The following is a 21188-nucleotide window of genomic DNA, read 5'->3' as shown; positions in this document are numbered from 1 at the left end:
CCGCCGCCAGCTCCACTTTCACCCCGGTACCGCTGGGGTTTTAGCCTCCGGTCCAGAAGGGATGGACACTGAATGACGTCGTTCCAGTCGACGCTCGCCGACGAAGACGAGGGCATCGCGGAGGAACTCGCCGCGAGCCAGCGTGAGATCTCCGTCGCCGAGTTCTTCGAGAAGAACAAGCACATGCTCGGCTTCGACTCCGGAGCCCGAGGGCTCGTGACGGCCGTCAAGGAGGCCGTCGACAACGCCCTCGACGCCACGGAGGAGGCCGGCATCCTCCCCGACATCTACGTCGAAATCAGCGAGAACCGGGACTACTACACGCTGACAGTGGAGGACAACGGGCCGGGCATCACCAAAGAACAGATTCCGAAAATCTTCGGCAAACTCCTGTACGGCTCGCGGTTCCACGCCCGCGAGCAGAGCCGCGGCCAGCAGGGCATCGGCATCTCCGCGGCCGTCCTGTACTCCCAGCTGACTTCCGGGAAGCCGGTGCGCATCGAGAGCCGCACACAGGACGCCGGCACGTCGAACTACTACGAGCTCATCATCGACACGGACACCAACGAACCCGAAATCAGCGTCGAGAAAGAACTCTCGGCGGCCGAGAGCGAGCTCCGGGGCACGCACGGCACACGCATCGAGATGGACCTCGAAGCCAACATGCGCGCCCGCGGCCAGCTCCACGACTACGTTAAGCACACGGCAGTCGTCAACCCCCACGCCCGCATCGAACTCCAGGAGCCGGGCGGCGAAATCAAGTCCGAGCGCGCGGAGGGCGCGACCCTCCCCGCCGAGACGGACGAAATCCGTCCGCACCCGCACGGCGTCGAACTCGGGACGCTCATCAAGATGCTGTCGGAGACCGACTCGCACTCCGTCTCCGGGTTCCTCCAGGGCGAGTTCACGCGCGTCGGGAAGAAGACCGCCGACAGCATCGTGGACGCGTTCCGCGACACGCACTTCGGTCGCGAGATGCGCTGGCGGCCGCCCGGCATCGACAGCGACACCGACCTCGAAGCCGCCGTCGTCGGTGCCGTCTCGAACAAGGACGCCACCCACACGAAGGTGTTCGCGCAGGCGGTCGTCGACGCCGTCGAGGACGCCGACGGGGTCGCGCACTCCGAACTCGTCGCGCTCGTCGCCGACGCCGCCGCCGACGCGGAGGCCGATACCGGGACTTCCTTCGGCGACACCGTCCAGAGCCACGTCGTCGACGCCGTCTGGGGGGCGCTCACCGAGGACCGCGCCGCGGACGTCTTCGTCCCTGTCGACGAGGCGACGACGGTCCAGAAGGACGACGCGACCGTGCGGGGGCTCGCCGACCGCATCGCCGCGAAGTTCGAGAACGGCCCCGAGCAGGACCGCGTCACGCGCGACGACCTCGAAGAGTACGTCTACCGCGCCGCCGAGAACACCGAAGAGTACGAGGACGCGACCGTCGGCGAGACCGCACGGGAGAACGTCCTCGACGCGCTCTGGGAGCGCATGGCGACCGTCCCGGACGACCCGCCGCTCACGCGCGAACTCGCCGACGACCGCGACGCAGCCAGCGACCTGCTCGCGGCGATGGAGTCGGTCAGCGTGATGGCTCCCCCGACCTCCTGTCTGTCGCCCATCGAGGCCGACCAGCTCGAGGCCGGCCTGCGCAAGGAGTTCGACGCGGAGTTCTACGCCGCGTCCACCCGCGACGCCGAGGTCCACGGCGGCGACCCGTTCATCGTCGAGGCCGGCATCGCGTACGGCGGCGAACTCGAAGCCGAGGGCGGCATCGAACTGATGCGGTTCGCGAACCGGGTGCCGCTGGTCTACCAGCGCGGCGCGTGTGCGACCACCGACGTCGCCCGCAGCATCGGCTGGCGGAACTACAACCTCGACCAGCCCGGCGGCTCCGGACTCCCGCAGGGCCCGGCGGTCATCATGGTCCACGTCGCGTCCACGAACGTCCCGTTCACCAGCGAGTCGAAGGACGCCGTCGCCCACGTCGAGGAGATCGAGGACGAGATCGAACTCGCGATTCGGGAGGCCGCCCGCGACCTCAAGTCCTTCCTGAACAAGCGCCAGTCGATGCGGAAGCGCCAGCAGAAACAGGACGTCATCATGGACATCCTGCCGACGATGGCGGAGAAGGTCTCGGACCTGACCGGCCGCGACGAGGTCGCAGTCGACGACGCGCTCGCCCGCATCATGAACAACGTCCTCGTCGAGCGCGAGGTCGACGACGGCGAGGTGACGCTGCGCGTCGAGAACCACGGCTCCACGAGCGCGGACGTCGACGTCACCGACATCGTGTCCGCCGAGCCGACCGCCGTCAGCGACGGCGCGAACGTCGTCGAGATGGACGGCGAGCACTTCGTGAAGTGGTCGCCGTCCGTCTCGGGCGGCGAGACCGAGGAACTGACCTACGAAGTCGACGCCGACGCCGACTTCGACCTGACCGTGCAGGGCGTCGAGGACGCCCGCCTCACCGTGAACCAATGAGCGAGACAGACACCCCGAAAGGAGAGGACGCCCGCGACCGCCTGGTCGCGCTGGCCGAAGAGTTCTACGAACAGTTCGAGGACGGCGACATCCCTCGGATGACGCTGCCGACGCGCTCGAAGTCCAACATCGAGTACGACGACGACGCGGACGTCTGGGTGTACGGCGACCGCACGTCGACGCGCTCGGCGAACTCCGTCCGGGGCGCTCGGAAGCTGCTGAAGTCCGTATTCACCGTCGACTTCCTCGCCCAGCAGCTCGAAGAGAACCGGTCGTCGACGCTGCGTGAACTGTACTACCTCTCGGAGTCCTGGGACGAGGAGGAGGCCCAGTTCAACGACCAGAGCGAGAGCGACAAGCTCATCGAGGACCTCGAAATCGTCTCCGGCGTCAAGCGCGAGGACTTCCACATGCGCCCCGAGGAGTCCGGCGCGAAGGTCATGGGGCCGCTGCTGCTGCGCGAGCAGACCAACCGCGGCGACCGCGAGATTCACTGCCAGGACGACGTCGGGCAGGGCGGTTACCAGATTCCGAACAACCCAGACACCATCGAGTTCCTCGAGAACGACGCGGACTTCGTGATGTGCGTCGAGACCGGCGGGATGCGGGACCGCCTCGTCGAGAACGGCTTCGACGACGAGCACAACGCCATCGTCGTCCACCTCGGCGGCCAGCCGGCCCGCGCCACCCGCCGGCTCACCAAGCGCCTCCACGACGAACTCGACCTCCCGGTCACCGTGTTCACTGACGGCGACCCGTGGTCGTACCGCATCTACGGCTCCGTCGCCTACGGCTCTATCAAGTCCGCGCACCTCTCGGAGTACCTCGCCACCCCGCAGGCGCAGTTCGTCGGCATCCGCCCGCAGGACATCGTCGACTACGACCTGCCCACGGACCCGCTCAGCGACTCCGACGTGAACGCCCTCGAATCCGAACTCGAAGACCCTCGGTTCCAGAGCGACTTCTGGACCGAACAGATAGAGCTCCAGCTCGACATCGACAAGAAGGCCGAACAGCAGGCGCTCGCCTCCCGCGGCCTCGACTTCGTCACGGACACCTACCTGCCGGAGCGGCTGGACGAGATGGGCGTCATCTAGTACCTTCTACTCGTACCTTTTGCTGCGGTCGCTCGCTTCGCTCGCTCCCTGGCAAAAGCTACGCTAAAAGCACTCCTCACTCCCTGCGGTCGCTCGTCGGCCTGCGCTCACTCGCTCTGCTCGTTCGCGCAGAGAACCGGCGACCTACCGGGTCCTTCGGACCACTCGGTCGCCGGATGCTCACTGTCGGTTGCTCAGTATTCGCGGCGCTTCTCAGACGTCCTCGATGGTGAATTCGAGTCGGTAGTCGACTGTCGCTCCCGGGCCCTCTGGCTCGCCGCTCTGAGTGTACTCCAGAACGTCCTCGTGGACCCACTCGCCGGGACCGATGGCGTCGCACTGGGGCTTCGACGGGTCGAGCGTGTAGGTGCGGGTGAGCGTCTCGCCGGGAGCGACGGGTGTCGACGTCCCGATGGCGTTCTTGGTGATGCGGTTCTCGGTGACGCTCAGGCCGTCGATGGACTCGTAGTCCTGCCAGAGGAGGAACGACGCGCCTTCGGGCTCTCCGGGGTGGTGGACGCGCGGGATGCCGAACGGTCGGACCACGCCGCCGTACACGGATTGTTCGGTGTCACCGGTGTTCTCGACGGCGAACTCCAGCGCGGCGGGGTCCTCCCCGATGCCGGCGTCGAGCACAGAGACGTCGAACGCCAACACTGGGTCGCGGTCGGGGTGGGCGTCGTAGACGCCGAGGGTCCAGTGTGTGGCGATGTCGTCGGCCTCGGTGTCGGCCGCCCACGTCACGAGGTCCGTGGCGTCCACGAACTCGCGGAGCCCGTCCGGAATCTCGTCGACCCGCACGTTTCCCTCGTCGAGGATGCGCTCGACCGCCTCGCGCACCGCTTCGTCCTCGATGTCGGAAACGTCGACGACCGTCGGGTCCTCGAAGTTCCGGCCGACGGCGTCGGTGCTGTAGACGCCCTCGATGCGGAGGTACCACTCGTGGGTCGGCGCGGTCTTCTCCGTCTCGACGGACAGTTCGGTTATCGCGAGGTCGGCGTCGGGACCCGGCTCGGGGACGGTCCTGAGATGGGTCTGTCCGTCGGTCGTCGATGCGGTGTTGTCTGCGGTCGGTGCCGACGTACAGCCAGCAGCGAGCGCGGCGGCCGACGCGACCGCGGAGAGGAGGGCGCGGCGTCGCATACGTGACGCATCTGTCCAGCGAGACGTAGGTCTTCCGTGGAGTTCAGCGCGGACTTGAGTCCCCGGCTACCGTTCGTCCAGCGCCACCGGAATCCCGCGGCTCGCCACGTCTGACGCGAACAGCCGGCTGTCACCGACCAGCCCCTCGAAGGTGTTGTAGTGGACGGGCACGACGAGTCCGGGGTCGAGGCGCTCGGCGAGGTCGGCGGCTTCGGCTTCCCCCATCGTGATGCGACGGCTGAGCGGCGGCAGGAACACGTCCGGGTGGACGTCACCGTGGGCGGCGAGCGCGTCGGAATCACCGGGGTAGAAGACGGTCGTGTCCTCGTGGGTGAGCGCGTACCCGCAGCCGAACCCGGGCGGGTGCGAGGATTCGCCGCCGGGTTCGTCGGGGGCCGTCTCCGCCTTGACGGTCCGGATGTCGACGCCCGAGACTGTCGGACTGTCGCCGTACGCCACTCGCTCGACGTCGTAGTCGAGGGAATCGACGGGGGTGACGTTCCGGCTGGCCGTCTCGGCGCTGACGGCTTCGTAGACGACGACAGTGGCGTCGTCGCCGGCCACTCGCTCGATGCCGTGGGGGTCGTAGTGGTGGTCGTGCGTGACGACCACGAGGTCCGCGTCCTGTTCGTGGTAGTCGCTCGCTGGCGGGTGGTGTCGTGCGCCGTCGAAGTCGCCGGGCGTCCACTCGCCCGTGAGGACGCCGTACCGGCCGGGGTCGGTGTAGGTGACGGTGCCGTCCGGCCACTCGACGCGCGCTGTCGCGTAGCCGAGCCAGTCGACGGTCAGACCCGCGTGTGAGACGGTCATGCCACTGGATACGGCGGGCCGGACAAAAGGCACTGCCGTCGTTCCCAGCGCGTAGGCCGACCGCTGCTGGTCGCACTCAGCCGAGCAGCTCCACCACGTCCCCGAGCGAGTCGAGGACGAAGTCTGGTCGTCGGTCGCTCGCGTCGACTTCGTCGTCGCCGTCGACGCCCGTCCGCACGAGCGCGGTCGTCATCCCGGCGCGATCGCCCATCGCGACGTCCGTCTCCAGGCGGTCGCCGACGAGCAGACAGTCCTCTGGCGGCACGCCGATGCGGTCCGCCGCCAGCCGCGCCGTCGTCTCCGAGGGTTTACCGAGAACCGCGTCCGGCTCGCGGTCGGTGACGCCGGCGACGGCGTGGACGATTGCGCCTGACCCCGGTTCGAGGCCATCCGCTCCCGGAATCGTGCGGTCCGGGTCCGTGCCGACGAACGCGGTGTCGTCGTCCATCGCGTCGAGGGCGGCCTGGAGGTCTCGGAAGTGGAACTCGCGGTCGTAGCCCGCCACGACGACGCCCGCCGCCCCGGGGTCGTCGGTCAGCGACACGTCGCCCGCCCGTAGCTGGTCGACGATAGACGACTCGGCGATGGCGAACGCGGGCTCGTCCGCGTGGCGGTCCCGGAGGTAGGCGACCGTCGCGTCTGCCGACGTGAGCACGTCGTCCGCACTCGCCTCGATGCCGAGGTCGCGCAGGCGCTCGGCGTGGTCGCTGGCGGGCCGCGTCGGATTGTTCGTCAGGAACAGGACGGACTCGGTGTGCTCGCGGAGCGCCGCGACACCCGTCCGGGCACCCGGGAGCAGGTCGCCGCCGCGAAGGACAGTGCCGTCGAGGTCGAGGACGGCCCCTCTGTAGGTCACGTCGGTGTTTGGCGCGGATTCGGCTTGAAGCCTCGGGCGTCGGCGACCTACCCCTGCTGGTCGGCGAGCCGTTCGACGCGCTCGATGGTGTCGGCGGTCTCCGGGGTCTTGTCCTCGCGGACGGAGACGTACCGCGGGAACCGCAGCGCGTACCCCGAGGAGTACGTCGGCGACGCCTGAATCTCCTCGTACCCCACCTCCAGCACGACCGCCGGCTCGATGTCGACGTCCTGCCCGTCCTCCTGTCGGATATGGGGTTCCAGGCGGTCGGTGAGGGCGTCGAGCTCCTCGTCGGTGAGTCCCGTCGCGACCTTCCCGATGGTCTCGAACTCGCTCGACGCCTCGTTGCGGGCCGACAGCAGGAACGTTCCGAGGAACGAGGCTCGCCGACCCTCGCCCCACTCCGCGCCCGTCACAACGAGGTCGAGAGTTTCCACGTCGGGCTTGCGCTTCAGCCAGTCTCTCCCCCGGTCGCCGGGCGTGTACGCCGCCTCCGGGTTCTTCAGCATGATACCCTCGTGGCCGCCGTCGAGGGCCGCTGCCTCGAAGTCCGCAATCTCGTCGGCGTCGTCGGTGACGAGCAACTCTGAGACGGCGGACTTGTCGCCGACGACCGACCGGAGGCGGTCGTGGCGCTCCCGGAACGGCACGCCGAGGAGGTCTTCTCCGTTCGCGTGCAGGCAGTCGAACGCGTGGAGTTCGACCGCGACCTCCTCGCGCATCGCCGCCACGTCGTGCTTGCGGCGGAAGCGCTTGAGAATCTCCTGGAACGGCAGCGGGTCGCCGTCCTCGTCGACCGCGACCGCCTCCCCGTCGAGGATGACTGGGGGGTCGACGTGCTCCTCGACGAACTCCACGAGTTCGGGGAGCGCGTCGGTCACGTCCTCCATGTTCCGCGAGTACAGCGCGACCTCGTCGCCGTCGTAGTGGACCTGGACCCGCGCCCCGTCGAACTTCGTCTCCACGGCCGCCGTCCCCCACTCGTCGAGCGCGTCGGTGACGGTGCCGGCCTGCGCGAGCATCGCCTGCACCGGCCGACCGACTTCCAGCCCCATCGCGTCAAGCGCCGCCTCACCGTCGTCGCGTGCCGTCTCGGCGACGAGCCCGTAGTCGTTCGACACCTGGAGCGCGCGCTCGACCGACGCCGCGGGCACGTCGAACGCCTCGACGACGGCGTCCCGCACGGTGCCCTCGCCGACGCCGATGCGCATCTCGCCGAGGACGAGCCGGGAGAGGTACCGGGCCTCCTCGCTCGAACACCGATTGAACAGCCCGAACAGCAGCCGGACTTTCTCGTCTTGGCTGCCGTCGCCCGCCGCGGCGGCGAGGTCGGCGAGTTCGTCGGCGACACCCCTCACGGTGAGGTCGTCGCCGCCGCCGCCGTCGCCGAACGCGCCGAGGCCGGCCTGCCCGCCGAGGTCCAGTCCCGCTGCGACCGCGCCGATGTCCCCTGCGTCCGCGAGGAGGTCCTCGATTTCGTCGACGTCGACGTTCCGGCCCGCGGCCCGCGCGAGCGCCTCGTAGCAGAGCCGGGGGCCGATGTCGAGTTTCGTCTCCGAGTGCGCCGGGAACACCCGTCCCTGTACGAACCGCGCCACCACCCCGAGGTCGTCGCCGGCCGCCGCGAACAGGTCGGCGACCAGGTCGACGACTTCGAGGTCCGCCGGCTCGGCCTCCACGTCGGCGGCGCGAGCGGCGAACTCCTGGAACTCCATCGCTGCGGCGTAGCCGCTGCCGGCAAGTAAACCCCGCGAACCGGCTGTCGGCGCTGCTGGCCGTGCGGGGAGTCCGAGCGCCGTCACGCCTTTCACTCGGCACGACGATGCCCCGGGTATGCCAGCACCGGAGCTCGTGGACCGCGTCCGGGACGTGCTCGCCGTCGACGCAGACGCGTTCCAGGACCGAGTCCGGGAAGACGCCGAGGTCGTCCGCGAAGAGATTGCCGCCGGCACGTTCGACAATCCGCAGGCAATCGTCGGTCTGGAGTACGAGTTCTACGCGACGACCGAGGACGGGTCGCTCGCCCGCGTCCCGCGTCGCGTCCTCGAATTCGTCGGCTTCGAGAAGGAACTCGGGCTCCACAACGCCGAGATGACCACGAGCCCGGTCCCCCTGAACGAGTACGGGCTCGCGGCTCAGGAAGCCGAGGTGCGCTCGAAGCTCGCCGCCGCGACCGAGCCGATGGCGGCGGAAGGCCTCCACCTCGTCAGCGACGGGATGTGGACGATTCCGCCCGAGGGCGAGACGGCCCGAGAGTACCTCACGGACAGCGTGAACCACGACGGCGTGGAGGTAGCGACGAACATGAGCGACTCGGCGCGCTACCACGCGATGGCGAACACCGACCAGCCGGCCGGTATGCGGCTGGACTCGCCACACGTCTCTCTGGAGGCCGAGACGGTGATGCCGGAGGCGCTCATCACCTCCATCCAGCCCCACTACCAGGTGCCACAGGCCGTCGACCTGCCGACGTACTTCCGGTACGCGCTGCGGTTCGCCGCGCCGCTGCTCGCGCTCTCGGTGAACGCCCCGGTGTTCCCGCCGGACCTCTACGACGCCGACGCCGCCCCTGAGGAGATTCTGGCCGACGGCTGGCAGGAGTCCCGCATCGACGTCTTCGAGTCCGTCCTGAACGTTCCCGGCGAGTCCGAGAAGGTGCGGTTCCCCGCGGACATGGACAGCGTCTCGGACGCCGTCGACCGCGTCGCCGACGACGAGACAATCGTGCCGATGCCGGTGGCGGAGGGCGGGCGATTCGACGACGAGTTCGCGCACTGGCGGCGCAAACACGGCACGTACTGGCGGTGGGTGCGGCCGGTGTTCGGCGGCTCCTCGAAGGAGTCCGCGAACGCCCGCATCGAGTTTCGCCCCATCGCCGGCCAGCCGACTGTCCGGGACACCATCGCCGTGCAGGCCGCGTTCGCCGGCCTGCTGGAGAACCTCCCGCGCACCGAACACCCTCTGTACGAACTCGACTGGGAGACCGCCCGAGACGCCTTCTACGACGCCGCCCGAGACGGTCTCAGTGCCGACCTGTCGTGGGTGACCGCCGACGGCGACCACACCACCGACAGCAAAGAACTGTACGTCGATCTCTTCGAGCAGGCCGAAGCCGGGCTGAAACGCCGCGGGCTCTCCGAGGAGGAGGCCGCGAAGTTCCTCTGGCCGCTCCGCCAGCGCGCCCGCCACGCCGTCACGCCAGCGAAGTGGAAGGTCGACCGCATCCGGGAGGCGCTCGACGACGGCAGCACGTTCGAGAACGCCGTCTACGCGATGCAGTACGAGTACATCCAGAACCAGCGGGAGACGCTGCTGTCCGGTAGCTTCGCGGACTGGGTGGGTCGCGGAGAAGAGCTAGACGACTAGCTTACAGGAGGTCGTCGAACTCCTTGTGTCCGACTGTCTCGGCTCCGTCCTCGGTGATTTTCGTGATGTGGACGCCGTTGCCGGACGCGGTGTCGCGCTCGCTGGCGGACTTGACCGCCTGCGCGCCGACGCGCTCGGCCTCGTCCATCGTGAGGTCGTCGCTGAACTCCTGTTCGAGGACACCGAGGGCGTACGGCATCCCCGAGCCCTGCGCGGTGTACTTGTCGGAGAGCGAACTGCCCGAGGGGTCGAGGCTGAAGACGTGGCCGCCCTCGTCGTCGACGCCGCCGAGAATCGGGACGACGCGGAAGAACGGGCCGCCGCGCAGGAGGTTCGACGCCATCGTGGAGAGCGCGTCGATGGACATGTACTCGCCGCGGCGAGCCTCGTAGAGGTTGGCCTCGGCGCGCAGCGAGCGGATGAAGCTCTGGGAGCCGCCGACGGACCCCGAGATGGAGATGGCCGCGTTCGGCTGGATCTGCTCGACCTTCTGAACGTCCTTGTTGGAGACGACTCGGCCGCCGAGGCTGGCGCGCATGTCGGAGGCCATCACGACGCCGTCCTCGGCGGTGATGCCGACGATGGTGGTGCCGGTCTTGTTGATCTTGTCCGAGTCGGCGTGCGAGAGGTCGCTCTCCGGGAGCGAGCCGACCTCCGGCTCGTAGGGGTTCGGCGTGTCGTCGAGCCGCGCCCGATTGCGGGCGAAGTCAGAGCCGTCGTTCGGGTTGAACATTACCAGACGATACCAGTCCGGGACTGATAAAAGCATCTCTTCCGGGGATTCCCTTGCCGTCCGAAAACTCGGGCGATACGCCGTCTACGGAGCGCTCTCAGGCGGTGGCCTCGTAGGCGTCCGTGGCCCCCTCCACGAGCCGGCCGACCGGGAGCGTGACGCCGAGGCGGGAGGCGAGCAGCGCGAACGGGAGTGCGAGGATACCGACGACGAGCGTGGACTGGTACAGCGCGAGCAGTCCGAGGCGGGTAACGCGGTCCAACATCGTGGTCGCGCCCAGAGGACGGCCACTGATATATCTGCCGACCACGCACTCCGGCCTAACCCGCCGCTGTCTTGCGATTCGCTCGAATCGGCGGTTCGGGCGTCCCGCTGCGCTCGTTCGACCCGCTCGTTCGTATGCGCCGTGTCAGTTCCGTCAGAGCACTCTCTAAGTTATGCGAATCCTTCGAGTCACGTCCGTCGGACGGCCGAACCACAAAGCACGACTTTCCAGGCCACGATTGGTGGGACATGAGCAACTACGTCGTTGCGATGGAGGCTGCTTGGTTGGTCCGTGACGTCGAGAACTCCGACGACGCCATCGGCGTCGCCGTGAGCGAAGCCGGCAAACGACTGAACGACCAGGACCTCGACTACGTCGAGGTGGAAGCTGGTTTGACGGGCTGTCCCGCTTGCGGGGAGCCCCTCGACGCGGCGTTCCTGGCGGCCAGCACCGCGCTCGTGGGCCTCGTACTGGAGCTGACGGTGTTCAACGCCGACAGCGAGGAGCACGCCAAGCGCATCGCGAAGAGCGAGGTCGGCGGCGCGCTCCGCGACGTTCCCCTCGAAGTCATCGAAGTCGCCGAGGAGGCCGGCGAGGAAGAGGACGCCTGACCCCCGAAGCTTTATTAATAACTCGTGGTAATCGGGGCGTATGCGACTGCCGACGCCCCAGGACCTGCGCGAGCGCCGGACCTCGCTGGACCTCACCCAGAGCGAGCTCGCCGACCGCGCAGACGTCTCCCAGCCGCTCATCGCCCGCATCGAGGGCGGCGACGTCGACCCCCGGCTGTCGACCCTGCGACGCATCGTCGAAGCCCTCGACGCCGCCGAAGGCGATGTCGTGCGTGCGAAGACCCTGATGCACGAGGAAGTCATCAGCGTCGCTCCCGACGACGCCGTCAGTGCGGCCGTCGAGAAGATGCAGGACGCCGGCTACTCCCAGCTCCCGGTCATCACGAACGGCGTCCCGGTCGGCTCAATCAGCGATAGCGACGTCGTTCACGCCGGCGAGGATGTCGGCGACCACGCCGTCCGCGAAGTCATGAGCGAGAGCTTCCCCACCGTCTCGGCGGACGCCACGCTCGACGAGATTTCGAGCCTGCTCGACCACTACAAGGCCGTGATGGTGACCGAAGACGGTGACACCGTCGGCATCATCACGCAGGCCGACGTGGCGGCTCGCCTGAGCTAACCCCGCGGTGCGGCCACGGTCGCGCCACCGACGTCAGACGCGCTCGACGAGCGTGGCGATTCCCTGCCCGAAGCCGATGCACATCGTGCAGATGCCGTACCGGCCGCCGCAGTCCTCCAGTTGGGCGGCGAGCTTCCCCATGAGTACGCTGCCGGTCGCGCCGAGCGGGTGGCCGTGGGCGATTGCGCCGCCCCAGACGTTCGTTCGCTCCCAGTCCGCGCCGGTCTCCTCCAGCCACGCCAGGACGACAGACGCAAACGCCTCGTTCACCTCGAAGCGGTCGACGTCCTCGACGGTCAGGTCGTTGTCGTCGAGGAGTTCGCGCGTCGCCGGAATCGGCCCCGTGAGCATCGTCTTCGGGTCGACCCCGACGACGTGGGTGTCGACGATGCGGACCATCGGCTCCCAGTCGTGCGCGTCGCAGGCGTCTCCCGACGCGACCAGCAGGGCTGACGCCCCGTCGACGATGCCCGAGGCGTTCCCCGCGTGGACGACGCCCGCATCCTCCTCGCGGAAGACCAGCGGGAGGTCGCCCAGTGTCTCCACGTCGGTCTCCGGACGCGGGTGTTCGTCGCGCTCGACGGTGACCGGCTCGCCGTCGACTTCGGTCTCGACGGGGACGACCCGGTCGTCGTACTTCCCGGCTTCGGCCGCTTCACTCCACCGTTGCTGGGAGTCGACCGCGAGTTCGTCCACGTCCCGCCGGTCGAACCCCCACTGCTCGGCGATGCGCTCGGCACCCTCTCCCTGCGTGGTCAGCTCGTCGAAGTGCTCGAAGTACGTCTCGGTCACGTTCTCGGGGTCGGCGTAGCTGTACTCGTCCGACGCCGTGTCGCTCGCCATCGGGACCCGCGTCATGTGCTCGACGCCGCCGGCGACCAGCACGTCGTGCATCCCGCCGCGAATCTGGCCGGCCGCGAAGTTCGCCGCCTGCTGCCCGGAGCCGCACATCCGGTTGAGTTGGACGCCCGGGACGCTGTCGCCCCAGCCGGCGACCATCGGCGCGATGCGGCCGACGTTGCTGCCCTGTTCGCCGACCGGCGTCACGCACCCGAGAATCACGTCCTCGACGGTCTCGCCGCCGTCGAAGCCGTTGCGCGCTTCGAGGGCACGTAGCGGTTCCGCAGCGAGGTCCTGCGGGTGAGTGTCGCGGAACGACCCATTGCGTTTCCCGAGCGGCGTCCGCACCGCGTCGACCACGTAGGCGTCCTGCATCGAGCGCGAGTTCGCGACACCGCTGCTTTACGTTTGGGGGCCGACCCGTCACACTCGCCAGACGTCGTCATGTGGCGGTCCACTGCCAGTGCAGCCTCGCTCTGTCGCCGGGATATATCGGTGCCGCCCGCCTCGTGTTCGGACGACGGACGATGCCCGATACGACCTACGACACCATTCGAGTCGAACGCGACGGGAACGCGGCCACCGTGACGCTCGCCCGACCAGACCACCTGAACTCGCTGACACCGGCGATGAATGCGGAGCTCCGCGAAGCAGTGACAGCGCTCACCGACGACGACGGCGTCCGCTGCGTCGTCGTCCGGGGTGCCGGTGACGCCTTCTGCGCCGGTGCCGACCTCAGCCGGTTCGACGGCGGTTCGGACGACGAACCGGTCATCCGGCAGCTCGCGTCGACGCTCCACGAGACGATTCTCCGCCTCCACCGAGCCGAGACACCGATTGTCGTCGGTGTCGACGGGAGCGCCGCAGGCGCAGGGTTCGGCCTCGCGCTCGCGGGCGACATCGTGGTCGCGAGTGACGCAGCCCGGTTCGAGTTCGCCTACCCCCGACTGGGGCTCACTGGCGACGGCGGGTCGACGTTCTTCCTGCCGCGGCTGGTCGGCCTCCGGCACGCGAAGGAGATTGTCCTGCTCGACGAGCCGATCGGGCCCGAGCGAGCCGTGGACCTCGGCATCGCCACCGAGGCCGCCGACGGAGGCGACTTCGACGAGCTCCTCGACGCGGTCGCGTCCCGACTCGCCGACGGCCCGACGGAGGCGTTCGGTCGCGTGAAACGCCTCGTGACCGAGGGCTTCGACCGCCGACTAGAAGACCAGTTGGCCGCCGAGACCGACGCGATTGCGCAGGCCACCCGGACGGAGGACTACGCCAGCGGCCACGCCGCGTTCTACGGCGACGACGACCCGGAGTTCGTCGGTCGGTAGCGACCGACGACGAGAATCGGGGCGGGGAGGTCCTGCAGTCAGTCGTCTCGGAGCTTGAACTTCTGAATCTTCCCGCTCGGGTTCTTCGGGAGTTCGTCGACGAAGTAGTACTCACGGGGGCGTTTGAAGTCGGCGAGCGCGTCGCCCGCCGTGAGGTAGTCGTCGAGTTCGTCTGCGGTGGCGTCGCCGACGACGTAGGCGGCGACGCGCTCGCCCCACTCGTCGTCCGGTTCGCCGACGACCGCCGCTTCCGCCACACCCTCGTGAGAGAACAGGGCGTCCTCGACTTCCGTCGGGTAGACGTTCTCGCCGCCCGTGATTATCATGTCGTCCTTCCGGTCGACCACCCACAGGTAGCCGTCCTCGTCGAGGTAGCCGAGGTCGCCGGTGTAGTACCACGTCGTGCCGTCGGCCTCGCGGAGCGACTCGGCGGTCGCGTCGGGGCGGTTCCAGTACTCCCGCATCGTGGTCGACCCGGCGAAGAGAATCTCGCCGATGTCTCCCGTGGCGACCTGCTCGGTCGGGTCTGCGTCCGGTTCGACGACTCGGACATCGTGGTGGAGGGCCGGCAGCCCCGCACAGCCCTGCTTGGTGAGCTGGTCTTCCGGTGCCTGAAACACGGCACAGGGCCCCATCTCTGTCATCCCGTACGCCTGGACGTAGTCCTCGCAGAGCTGCTCCATGCAGTCCTCGAAGACCTGCTCGGGCATCGGTGCAGCACCGTAGAGACCGACGCGGAGCGACGACGTGTCGACGTCCAGTTCTTTCGCGCCCTGCGCCAGAGCGTTCCACACCGTCGGTGCGGCGAACAGCAGGCTGATCTCGTGGTCCTCGATGGCTCGCAGCGCGTTCGGCGCGTCGAAGTCGTGGTGGATGACGTTCGTCGCCCCGCGAGCGATACGGCTGAACAGCATCGCGTGGAGCTCCGCGCAGTGGTACATCGGGAGGACCGTGAGGCCGACGTCGTGACGAGTGATGTCCAACTCGGCGATGCAGAGCAGATTGTGCTCCACCATACTCCGGTGTTCGTGGACGACTCCTTTCGGCCGTCCCGTCGTCCCCGACGTGTAGATGAACGCGTAGGCGTCGTCCTCCGCGACGTCGGTGTCGGGCGCGCTCGGCTCCCCCCGGTCGACTAGCTCGTAGAAATCACTGGCGTAGTCGGGAGTGTCCTCGTCGACGAACACGTAGTCCTCGACGGTGGACAGGTCGGGCTTCGCGCCTTCGACTGCGTCGCGTGTCTCGGCCTCGAACAGGAGCGCGCGTGCGCCGGCGTCCTCGACGATGAACTGCACTTCGTCGCTGGACAGCCGGTAGTTGAGGGGTGTGAACACGGCACCGAGCTTCGCGCACGCGTACACCGTCACCGCCATCTCCGAGCCGTTGTACAGCAGTGTCGCGACGCGGTCGCCCTTCTCGACACCCACGTCGGCGAGCGCGTTCGCGAGCCGATTGACTCGCTCGTCGAACTCCGCGTACGTCCACTGCTGGTCCTTCCGTGGGTAGACGATGGCGTCGCGGTCGGGGTGTCGTTTGACAGTCTGCTCCAAGGTATCACTTATTGTGGGATGCACACAGCCGCTATCCCAGTTAGTATACATATCGTTTTGGGCGCATGCCCCACTGACGACCGAGAGAGACAGAACGCACCTCGCCGCCGCTGTTACAGCGTCAGCCCGCGAATCGCCACGCCGTCGCCCTCCTTGACCCGCCCGATGACCCCGCCGTCGGTCTCGCTCGCCAGCGACTTCGCGTCGTTCTCGGGGAGCGCGACGACGAACCCGGTGCCCATGTTGAAGGTGCGGTGCATCTCCTCGTCGCTCACGTCGCCGGCGTCCTGCACGTAGTCGAACACGGGCTGGGCGGGCAGCGGGTCCGACACCTCGTAGCGGAACTCGCCCATGCGTTCGAGGTTCGTCCAGCCCCCACCGGTGACGTGCGCGGCGGCGTGGACGCCGTGCTCGCGGAAGTCCCCGAGGAGGTGCGTGTAGATGCGGGTCGGCTCCAGCAGCGCCCCGCCGACCGTCTCGTAGCCGTCGTACGGGAACGGCTCGTCGTAGCCGCCCTCGCGTGCCGCGGCTTCGCGAGCGAGCGTGAGGCCGTTCGAGTGGATGCCGGAGGACGGGAAGCCGACCAGCGCGTCGCCCGCCTCGGCGTCGCCCGGGAACAGGTCTGCCTCGGTCGCGAGGCCGGCGACGGTGCCCGCGATGTCGAAGCCCTTCACGACCTCCGGCATCACCGCCGTCTCGCCGCCGACGAGCGCGACGCCCGCCGCTTCGGCTCCCGCTGCGAGCCCCTCACCGAGTTCCGCCTCGCGGCGCTCGCTGGGTTCGTCCACGGCGAGGTAGTCGACGAACGCCGCCGGCTCGACGCCGGCCGCGACGAGGTCGTTGACGTTCATCGCGATGCAGTCGATACCCACCGTGGAGTAGTCGTCGACGGCCTCCGCGACGAGCAGTTTCGTGCCGACGCCGTCGGTGGCGAGCGCGAGGTACCGGTCGCCGAGGTCCACGAGGCCCGCGTACTCCGTGGTGTCGGCCTGCTCGGAGACCGCGCCGACGAGCGCAGCCGTCGCCGCCTCGCTGTCCTCGATGTCGACGCCCGCGTCGGCGTACGTCAGTCCGTCCTCGTCCTGTTCGGTGTCGCCGTCTGCCTCGCCGCCAGTCATACACGGACGTGCGTAACTCTGGTCGTTAAGCGTGCCGGTCTGTGCGAGTCAGTCCAACGCTCAGAGCAGGCCGAGGAAGTACAGGGCCGCCGGCCCGATGGTCACGACGGCGGCTCCGGCGTACGCGACCGGACTCCACTCCAGCACTGTCGCGCCGTCCAGCGGCCCGAACGGAATCATGTTGAACCCAGCAAGCAGGACGTTGATGAACAGGCCGCGTGCCCCGATGTCGGGCGCGACCGGCAGCAGCGCGAGCGAGACGACGGCGAGCGCGGCGTTCGTCAGCGGACCGGCGACCGCGATGAGTCCGTTCTCCCGGGGCGTGATGTACCCGCGGTGGTGGACTGCGCCCGGTGCCGCGAACAGGAACCCGGCCAGCCCGCCGGCGACCGCGAGCCCGAGCATCCCGTAGTCGGCGCGGAACTCGGCGTCCTGCCCGAAGCGAACCGCGACGACCTTGTGCGCGAGTTCGTGCAGCAGGAACGCGACGCCGACCGTCGCGAGACTGAGCAGGAACTCCCGCGCGAAAAAGCGGCTCCCCAGAACCTCGGTCATCGTGGTCGGCGACACCGGCACCCGGAACAGCGCGAACGCCAGTCCCAGCAGGAGCCAGGCCGCGGCGAGGTCCCGCAGTTCGCGGCGGGAGACGTTCACCGGAGCAGCCCCCAGATGGCGTCAGCGCTGTTCTCCGCGCCGCGGACCATCGCGTCCGAGACCGCGGCGACCGAGTCGAACGGCCCGCCGACGAGCGGGAGAATCACGAACGGGAACAGCAGCGTCGCGACGATGCTCCCGATGTTCGTCATCGCGACGACGGCGATGAGCCGGAACAGCGGCACGTCCAGCATGTCCGAGACGATGTCCCGAATCGGCCGGGTCTCGTCGTCGAGCAGGTCGTTCAAGGTGCTGATGTCCGCGACTCGGACCGAGAGGTACCGCAACTCGACGTAGCCCGCGAACCAGCCCGGTGCCAGAAGCGGATTCACCGACGTGAGCCACGCGACCGCACCGCCGATGCCCGCAGACGTCCAGTGAGCGCCCGCGAGTTTCGCCGCGATCAGAGAGATAGCCCCGTTGAAGAGAAACCACGCGCCGAACACCTGGAGCAGAATGGTGTTGTCCACCCCCGCCATCACGAGCAGCGCGAAGAACGCGAGAAAGCCCACCGTGATGAGCAGGCCGAAGGCCTTCGACAGCCACGACCCGCCCGACTCCCGGCCGGTGAGCCCCTCCATCGGCGGGAGCTCCTCGGGGTTCGCGAGGTAGTGTTCGATGCCTTCCCGGTGGCCAGCGCCGACGACGGCGACGACGTGCTTGCCCTGATTCCGGAGCCCGACGAGGTTGTGCGCGATGAACGCGTCGCGCTCGTCGATGAGCGCTTCCGCGCCGCCCGGGCTGAACCGCCGGAACTCCTCCATCATCGCCGACACTACGTCCGTGTCGGTGAGCTCGTCCATCGAGAACTCCTCGACGTCCTCCTCGGGCGCGGCCCGCGCGAACAGCACGACGAACACCGCACCCAGCACGGCTCCGCCCGCGATGGCGAACAGCACGACCTCTGCGGCGGAGACGACAATCCCCACTATCCAGCCGAGGACGCCGAGCCCGCCCGGAACCGGCGGTAGCACGTACGGTCCGCCGAGCGCTTCGGCGGCCAGACCGACGAGCCCGCCGACGAATCCACCGACCGCGAACCCGAGCGTCCGGCTGTCGGTGACGCCCAGCGCCAGTTCCGCGACCATCCTGAGCTTCTCCGTGCCGGTCATCCGCGACCAGAACCGCTGGATTGTCACCTGGATGTCGCGGTCGACGAGCGCCACCTCGGAGCCCGCGGCCTTCGCGGCCTCGACGGCCGCCTGCATGTCGGACCCGGGCTCGATACCGAACTGCTCGCCGAGGCGCTGCTGGACGTACGACAGCAGCCAGTACGCCAGGAACTGGAACGCCATGCTCCCTTTCAGGAGGTCTTTCGGGTCGAGGTCCTCCGGGGCGTCGCCCTGCATCTGTCGGAACCGACCCTCGTCGAGTTCGACGGCGACCGTGTCGGGCTGCTCCTCGGCGACGACGCGTTCGACCTCCTCGACGCTGTCCGAGGAGACGTGCGCCGTGCCGACGACCCGCACCGACCCCTCGCGGTCGGGTTGGGCTTCCTCACTCATTGCCTAGCGGGTGCGTCGGACCGGCCTTACGCCTGTCGATACCCCGCACGGCAGCCGGCGCGGTCGGCGCGTCCCGGAAGCTTTCAAGCCCTCCACCGAGAACGCGGGTCTATGAGCGACTCCGCGCGGCTGATGGACTCGTACACGGAGATGACGGAGATGCTGCTGCCGAACGACACGAACAACCTCGGGCGGGCGCTCGGGGGTGCCGTCCTCCACTGGATGGACATCTGTGCGGCCATCGCGTCGATGCGGTTCGCCGGCAATCAGGTCGTGACGGCGTCGATGGACCACGTCGACTTCATCAGCGCCATCGAGATGGGCGAAGTCGCGGTCGTCGAGGCCTACGTCTTCGACACCGGCCGCACCAGCATCGACGTGAAAGTGGACGTGCGCGCCGAGGACCCCCGTGAGGGCACGGAGCGCAAGACGACGGAGTCGTTCTTCACGTTCGTCGCGCTCGACGAGGACGGCGAACCCACCGAGGTGCCGGACCTCACCTGCGAGTCGGACGCCGAGCAGGGACTGCGGGACGCGGCCTTCGAAGCGAAGGCAGAACAGGCGGAGAACTGAGACGGGTCGGGTCGGCGTTACTGCTCGACCGCCGCGGCGGCGTTGACGATGGTCTCCTCGCCGAACTTCGGGCCGACGAGCTGCAGCCCGACCGGGAGCCCGTCGGCCTCGCCGGCGGGCACCGAGATTGCGGGGAGGTTCGCGAGATTCACCGGCGTGGTGTTCGCGTCGGCGAGGTACATCTGGACCGGGTCGTCGAGGCTCTCGCCGAGCTTCGGCGGGAGCACGGGCATCGTCGGCGACGCCAGCACGTCGACGTCCTCGAAGGCCTCGTCGAAGTCCTGTTTCACCCACGCGCGGGCCTCCTGGGCCTGCTTGTAGTACTTGTCGTGGTAGCCCGCCGAGAGCGCGTACGTCCCGAGGAGGACGCGGCGCTTGACCTCGTCACCGAAGCCCTCGGAGCGCGACTCGGCGAACGTCTCGTTCCAGTTGCCGTCGAAGCCGCCGGAGGTGCCGTACCGGACGCCGTCGAAACGCGCGAGGTTCGAGGACGCCTCGGACATCGCGATGACGTAGTAGGCGGCGACGGCGTACTCGACCGAGGGCAGGGACACTTCGACGGTCTCGGCACCCTGCGCGCGGAGGTCGTCGAGCGACTCCTCGAAGCGCTCGACGACGCGCTCGTCGGCCCCCTCGACGAGTTCGGTGGGGACGCCGACAGTGAGGCCGTCGACGTCGCCCTCGGCAGCGCCGGCGTAGTCGGAGTCCGCGCCCGCCTCCCGGGTCGTGCCGTCACGGGGGTCGGGGCCGGCGATGACGTCGAGCAGTTCGGCGGCCTCCTCGACGGTCGGTGCAATCGGACCGATCTGTTCGAGGCTGTTCGCGTACGCGACGAGGCCGTACCGGGAGACGAGCCCGTAGGTCGGCTTGATGCCGACGACGCCGCAAAATGCAGCCGGGCAGCGCACCGAGCCGCCGGTGTCGGAGCCGAGCGCGACGTCGGCGTCGCCGGCTGCGACTGCGGCCGCAGAGCCTCCCGAGGAGCCACCGGGGACGCGCTCGTCGTCGACGGGGTTCTTCGTCGGGCCGAAGTAGGACGTTTCCGTCGTCGTCCCCATCCCGAACTCGTCCATGTTCGCTTTCCCGACGATGGTTGCGCCCGCGTCGGTGAGGCGTTCGACGACGGTGGCGTCGTAGGGAGCCTCGTAGTCTTCGAGCATCCGGGAGCCACAGGTGGTCGGCACGCCCTCGGTTGAGATGTTGTCCTTGACGGCGACGGTGGTGCCGTCGAGTGGTCCGTCCCCCTCGCCCTCGATGTCCGTCTCGGTGATGAAGGCGTTTAGGCTCATTACGAGACGTTCGGCCCCTTGAAGCGGCCGTCCTCGGATTCCTCGGCGTTCGCGAGCGCGTCCGCCTGGGACAGCGACTCCTCGACCTCGTCGGGCCGCATCACGTTCACGAGGTCGGGGTCGGCGTCCACCTCCGGGACCTCCTCGAGCTGCTCGAAGTGTTCGAGGATGGCCCCGCACTGGTCGACGAACTCCTCGACCTCGTCGTCGGCCAGGTCGAGGCGCGCGAGGTCCGCGACGTGGCGAATCTCCTCGGCGTCGACGGCGTCAGTCATACGCGAGTGGTCGCGCGTGCCGGCGGTAAGCGTTTCGATGGCGCGAGCGCGACGCGAACCGGACAACATTTGGTAACATCTGCCAAAGCTCTTTTGGTCGCTCGCGCCCTCAGTCCGAAC

The 21188-nt window shown here is 68.6% G+C and carries 20 protein-coding genes; 7 read left to right on the top strand and 13 right to left on the bottom strand.

The features are described 5' to 3' along the window. Nucleotides 1-72: 72 nt before the first annotated feature. Both BMW35_RS02760 and BMW35_RS02755 read left to right on the top strand, forming a co-directional pair. On the top strand, nt 73-2481 hold the full coding sequence (locus tag BMW35_RS02760; protein ID WP_089667868.1) for a DNA topoisomerase VI subunit B: 2409 nt from the start codon (nt 73-75) through the stop codon (nt 2479-2481). After that, nucleotides 2478-3578, top strand: a complete 1101-nt coding sequence (locus tag BMW35_RS02755; RefSeq protein ID WP_089667866.1) for a DNA topoisomerase IV subunit A — start codon at nt 2478-2480, stop codon at nt 3576-3578. Before BMW35_RS02760 ends, BMW35_RS02755 begins: the two co-directional genes overlap by 4 nt. A 213-nt stretch (nt 3579-3791) precedes the next feature. Here the strand turns inward: BMW35_RS02755 and BMW35_RS02750 are convergent, their stop codons facing one another. From BMW35_RS02750 to ligA, 4 genes are all read right to left on the bottom strand, one after another. Beyond that, nucleotides 3792-4721, bottom strand: coding sequence for a DUF8130 domain-containing protein (locus BMW35_RS02750; protein WP_089667864.1), 930 nt, complete (start codon nt 4719-4721; stop codon nt 3792-3794). Between the two features lie 66 nt (nt 4722-4787). Continuing rightward, nucleotides 4788-5531 (bottom strand): MBL fold metallo-hydrolase, encoded by a 744-nt coding sequence (locus tag BMW35_RS02745; protein ID WP_089667862.1) that lies wholly within the window; start codon nt 5529-5531, stop codon nt 4788-4790. A 76-nt stretch (nt 5532-5607) separates the two neighbouring features. Further along, a complete protein-coding gene (locus BMW35_RS02740; protein WP_089667860.1) occupies nt 5608-6387 on the bottom strand; it encodes an HAD-IIA family hydrolase in 780 nt (259 codons plus the stop codon). Between the two features lie 47 nt (nt 6388-6434). Further along, nucleotides 6435-8102 (bottom strand): ATP-dependent DNA ligase LigA, encoded by a 1668-nt coding sequence (gene ligA, locus BMW35_RS02735; protein WP_089667857.1) that lies wholly within the window; start codon nt 8100-8102, stop codon nt 6435-6437. A gap of 118 nt (nt 8103-8220) precedes the next feature. Between ligA and BMW35_RS02730 the strand changes: the two genes are divergently transcribed. Continuing rightward, a complete protein-coding gene (locus BMW35_RS02730) occupies nt 8221-9753 on the top strand; it encodes a glutamate-cysteine ligase family protein (protein ID WP_089667855.1) in 1533 nt (510 codons plus the stop codon). A 1-nt stretch (nt 9754) separates the two neighbouring features. Here the strand turns inward: BMW35_RS02730 and psmB are convergent, their stop codons facing one another. Together psmB and BMW35_RS15475 are read right to left on the bottom strand one after the other, a co-directional pair. Next, nucleotides 9755-10486: an archaeal proteasome endopeptidase complex subunit beta gene (gene psmB, locus BMW35_RS02725; protein WP_089667853.1), complete on the bottom strand. Its 732-nt coding sequence runs from the start codon at nt 10484-10486 to the stop codon at nt 9755-9757. Between the two features lie 97 nt (nt 10487-10583). Beyond that, a complete protein-coding gene (locus tag BMW35_RS15475; RefSeq protein ID WP_177170761.1) occupies nt 10584-10751 on the bottom strand; it encodes a hypothetical protein in 168 nt (55 codons plus the stop codon). A gap of 248 nt (nt 10752-10999) precedes the next feature. Between BMW35_RS15475 and BMW35_RS02720 the strand changes: the two genes are divergently transcribed. Together BMW35_RS02720 and BMW35_RS02715 are read left to right on the top strand one after the other, a co-directional pair. After that, nucleotides 11000-11362, top strand: coding sequence for a DUF555 domain-containing protein (locus BMW35_RS02720; RefSeq protein ID WP_089667851.1), 363 nt, complete (start codon nt 11000-11002; stop codon nt 11360-11362). Between the two features lie 40 nt (nt 11363-11402). Then, nucleotides 11403-11942 (top strand): CBS domain-containing protein, encoded by a 540-nt coding sequence (locus BMW35_RS02715; protein WP_089667849.1) that lies wholly within the window; start codon nt 11403-11405, stop codon nt 11940-11942. Between the two features lie 33 nt (nt 11943-11975). Here the strand turns inward: BMW35_RS02715 and BMW35_RS02710 are convergent, their stop codons facing one another. Continuing rightward, on the bottom strand, nt 11976-13157 hold the full coding sequence (locus BMW35_RS02710) for a thiolase family protein (RefSeq protein WP_089667848.1): 1182 nt from the start codon (nt 13155-13157) through the stop codon (nt 11976-11978). Nucleotides 13158-13309: 152 nt separating this feature from the next. Here BMW35_RS02710 and BMW35_RS02705 point away from each other — a divergent pair, with 152 nt between their 5' ends. Then, complete coding sequence (locus tag BMW35_RS02705; RefSeq protein WP_089667846.1) at nt 13310-14104, top strand: enoyl-CoA hydratase/isomerase family protein; 795 nt, start codon at nt 13310-13312, stop codon at nt 14102-14104. Between the two features lie 38 nt (nt 14105-14142). Here BMW35_RS02705 and BMW35_RS02700 read toward each other — a convergent pair whose 3' ends face one another. From BMW35_RS02700 to BMW35_RS02685, 4 genes are all read right to left on the bottom strand, one after another. Then, nucleotides 14143-15678: a long-chain-fatty-acid--CoA ligase gene (locus BMW35_RS02700; RefSeq protein WP_245708118.1), complete on the bottom strand. Its 1536-nt coding sequence runs from the start codon at nt 15676-15678 to the stop codon at nt 14143-14145. An 89-nt stretch (nt 15679-15767) separates the two neighbouring features. Beyond that, nucleotides 15768-16772, bottom strand: coding sequence for a phosphoribosylformylglycinamidine cyclo-ligase (purM, locus tag BMW35_RS02695; protein WP_089667842.1), 1005 nt, complete (start codon nt 16770-16772; stop codon nt 15768-15770). 60 nt (nt 16773-16832) lie between these two features. Beyond that, nucleotides 16833-17426 (bottom strand): zinc metalloprotease, encoded by a 594-nt coding sequence (locus BMW35_RS02690; protein ID WP_089667840.1) that lies wholly within the window; start codon nt 17424-17426, stop codon nt 16833-16835. Further along, entirely contained in the window at nt 17423-18931 is a 1509-nt protein-coding gene (locus BMW35_RS02685) for a TraB/GumN family protein (RefSeq protein ID WP_089667838.1), read from the bottom strand. Before BMW35_RS02685 ends, BMW35_RS02690 begins: the two co-directional genes overlap by 4 nt. A 111-nt stretch (nt 18932-19042) precedes the next feature. On the opposite strand from BMW35_RS02685, the gene BMW35_RS02680 reads away from it, so the two are divergent. Further along, entirely contained in the window at nt 19043-19504 is a 462-nt protein-coding gene (locus BMW35_RS02680) for an acyl-CoA thioesterase (RefSeq protein WP_089667835.1), read from the top strand. Nucleotides 19505-19521: 17 nt separating this feature from the next. On the opposite strand, the gene gatA is transcribed toward BMW35_RS02680, so the two are convergent. Next, nucleotides 19522-20793 (bottom strand): Asp-tRNA(Asn)/Glu-tRNA(Gln) amidotransferase subunit GatA, encoded by a 1272-nt coding sequence (gene gatA, locus BMW35_RS02675; protein ID WP_089667833.1) that lies wholly within the window; start codon nt 20791-20793, stop codon nt 19522-19524. Next, nucleotides 20793-21068, bottom strand: coding sequence for an Asp-tRNA(Asn)/Glu-tRNA(Gln) amidotransferase subunit GatC (gene gatC, locus BMW35_RS02670; protein WP_089667831.1), 276 nt, complete (start codon nt 21066-21068; stop codon nt 20793-20795). The genes gatA and gatC overlap by 1 nt, the downstream gene beginning before the upstream one ends. Nucleotides 21069-21188 lie beyond the last annotated feature (120 nt).

The sequence above is a fragment of the Halobacterium jilantaiense genome (assembly GCF_900110535.1).
Classification (GTDB): domain Archaea; phylum Halobacteriota; class Halobacteria; order Halobacteriales; family Halobacteriaceae; genus Halobacterium; species Halobacterium jilantaiense.
The sequence above is the reverse complement of the archived record's forward strand: the minus strand, read 5'-3'. Positions and strand labels throughout refer to the sequence as shown.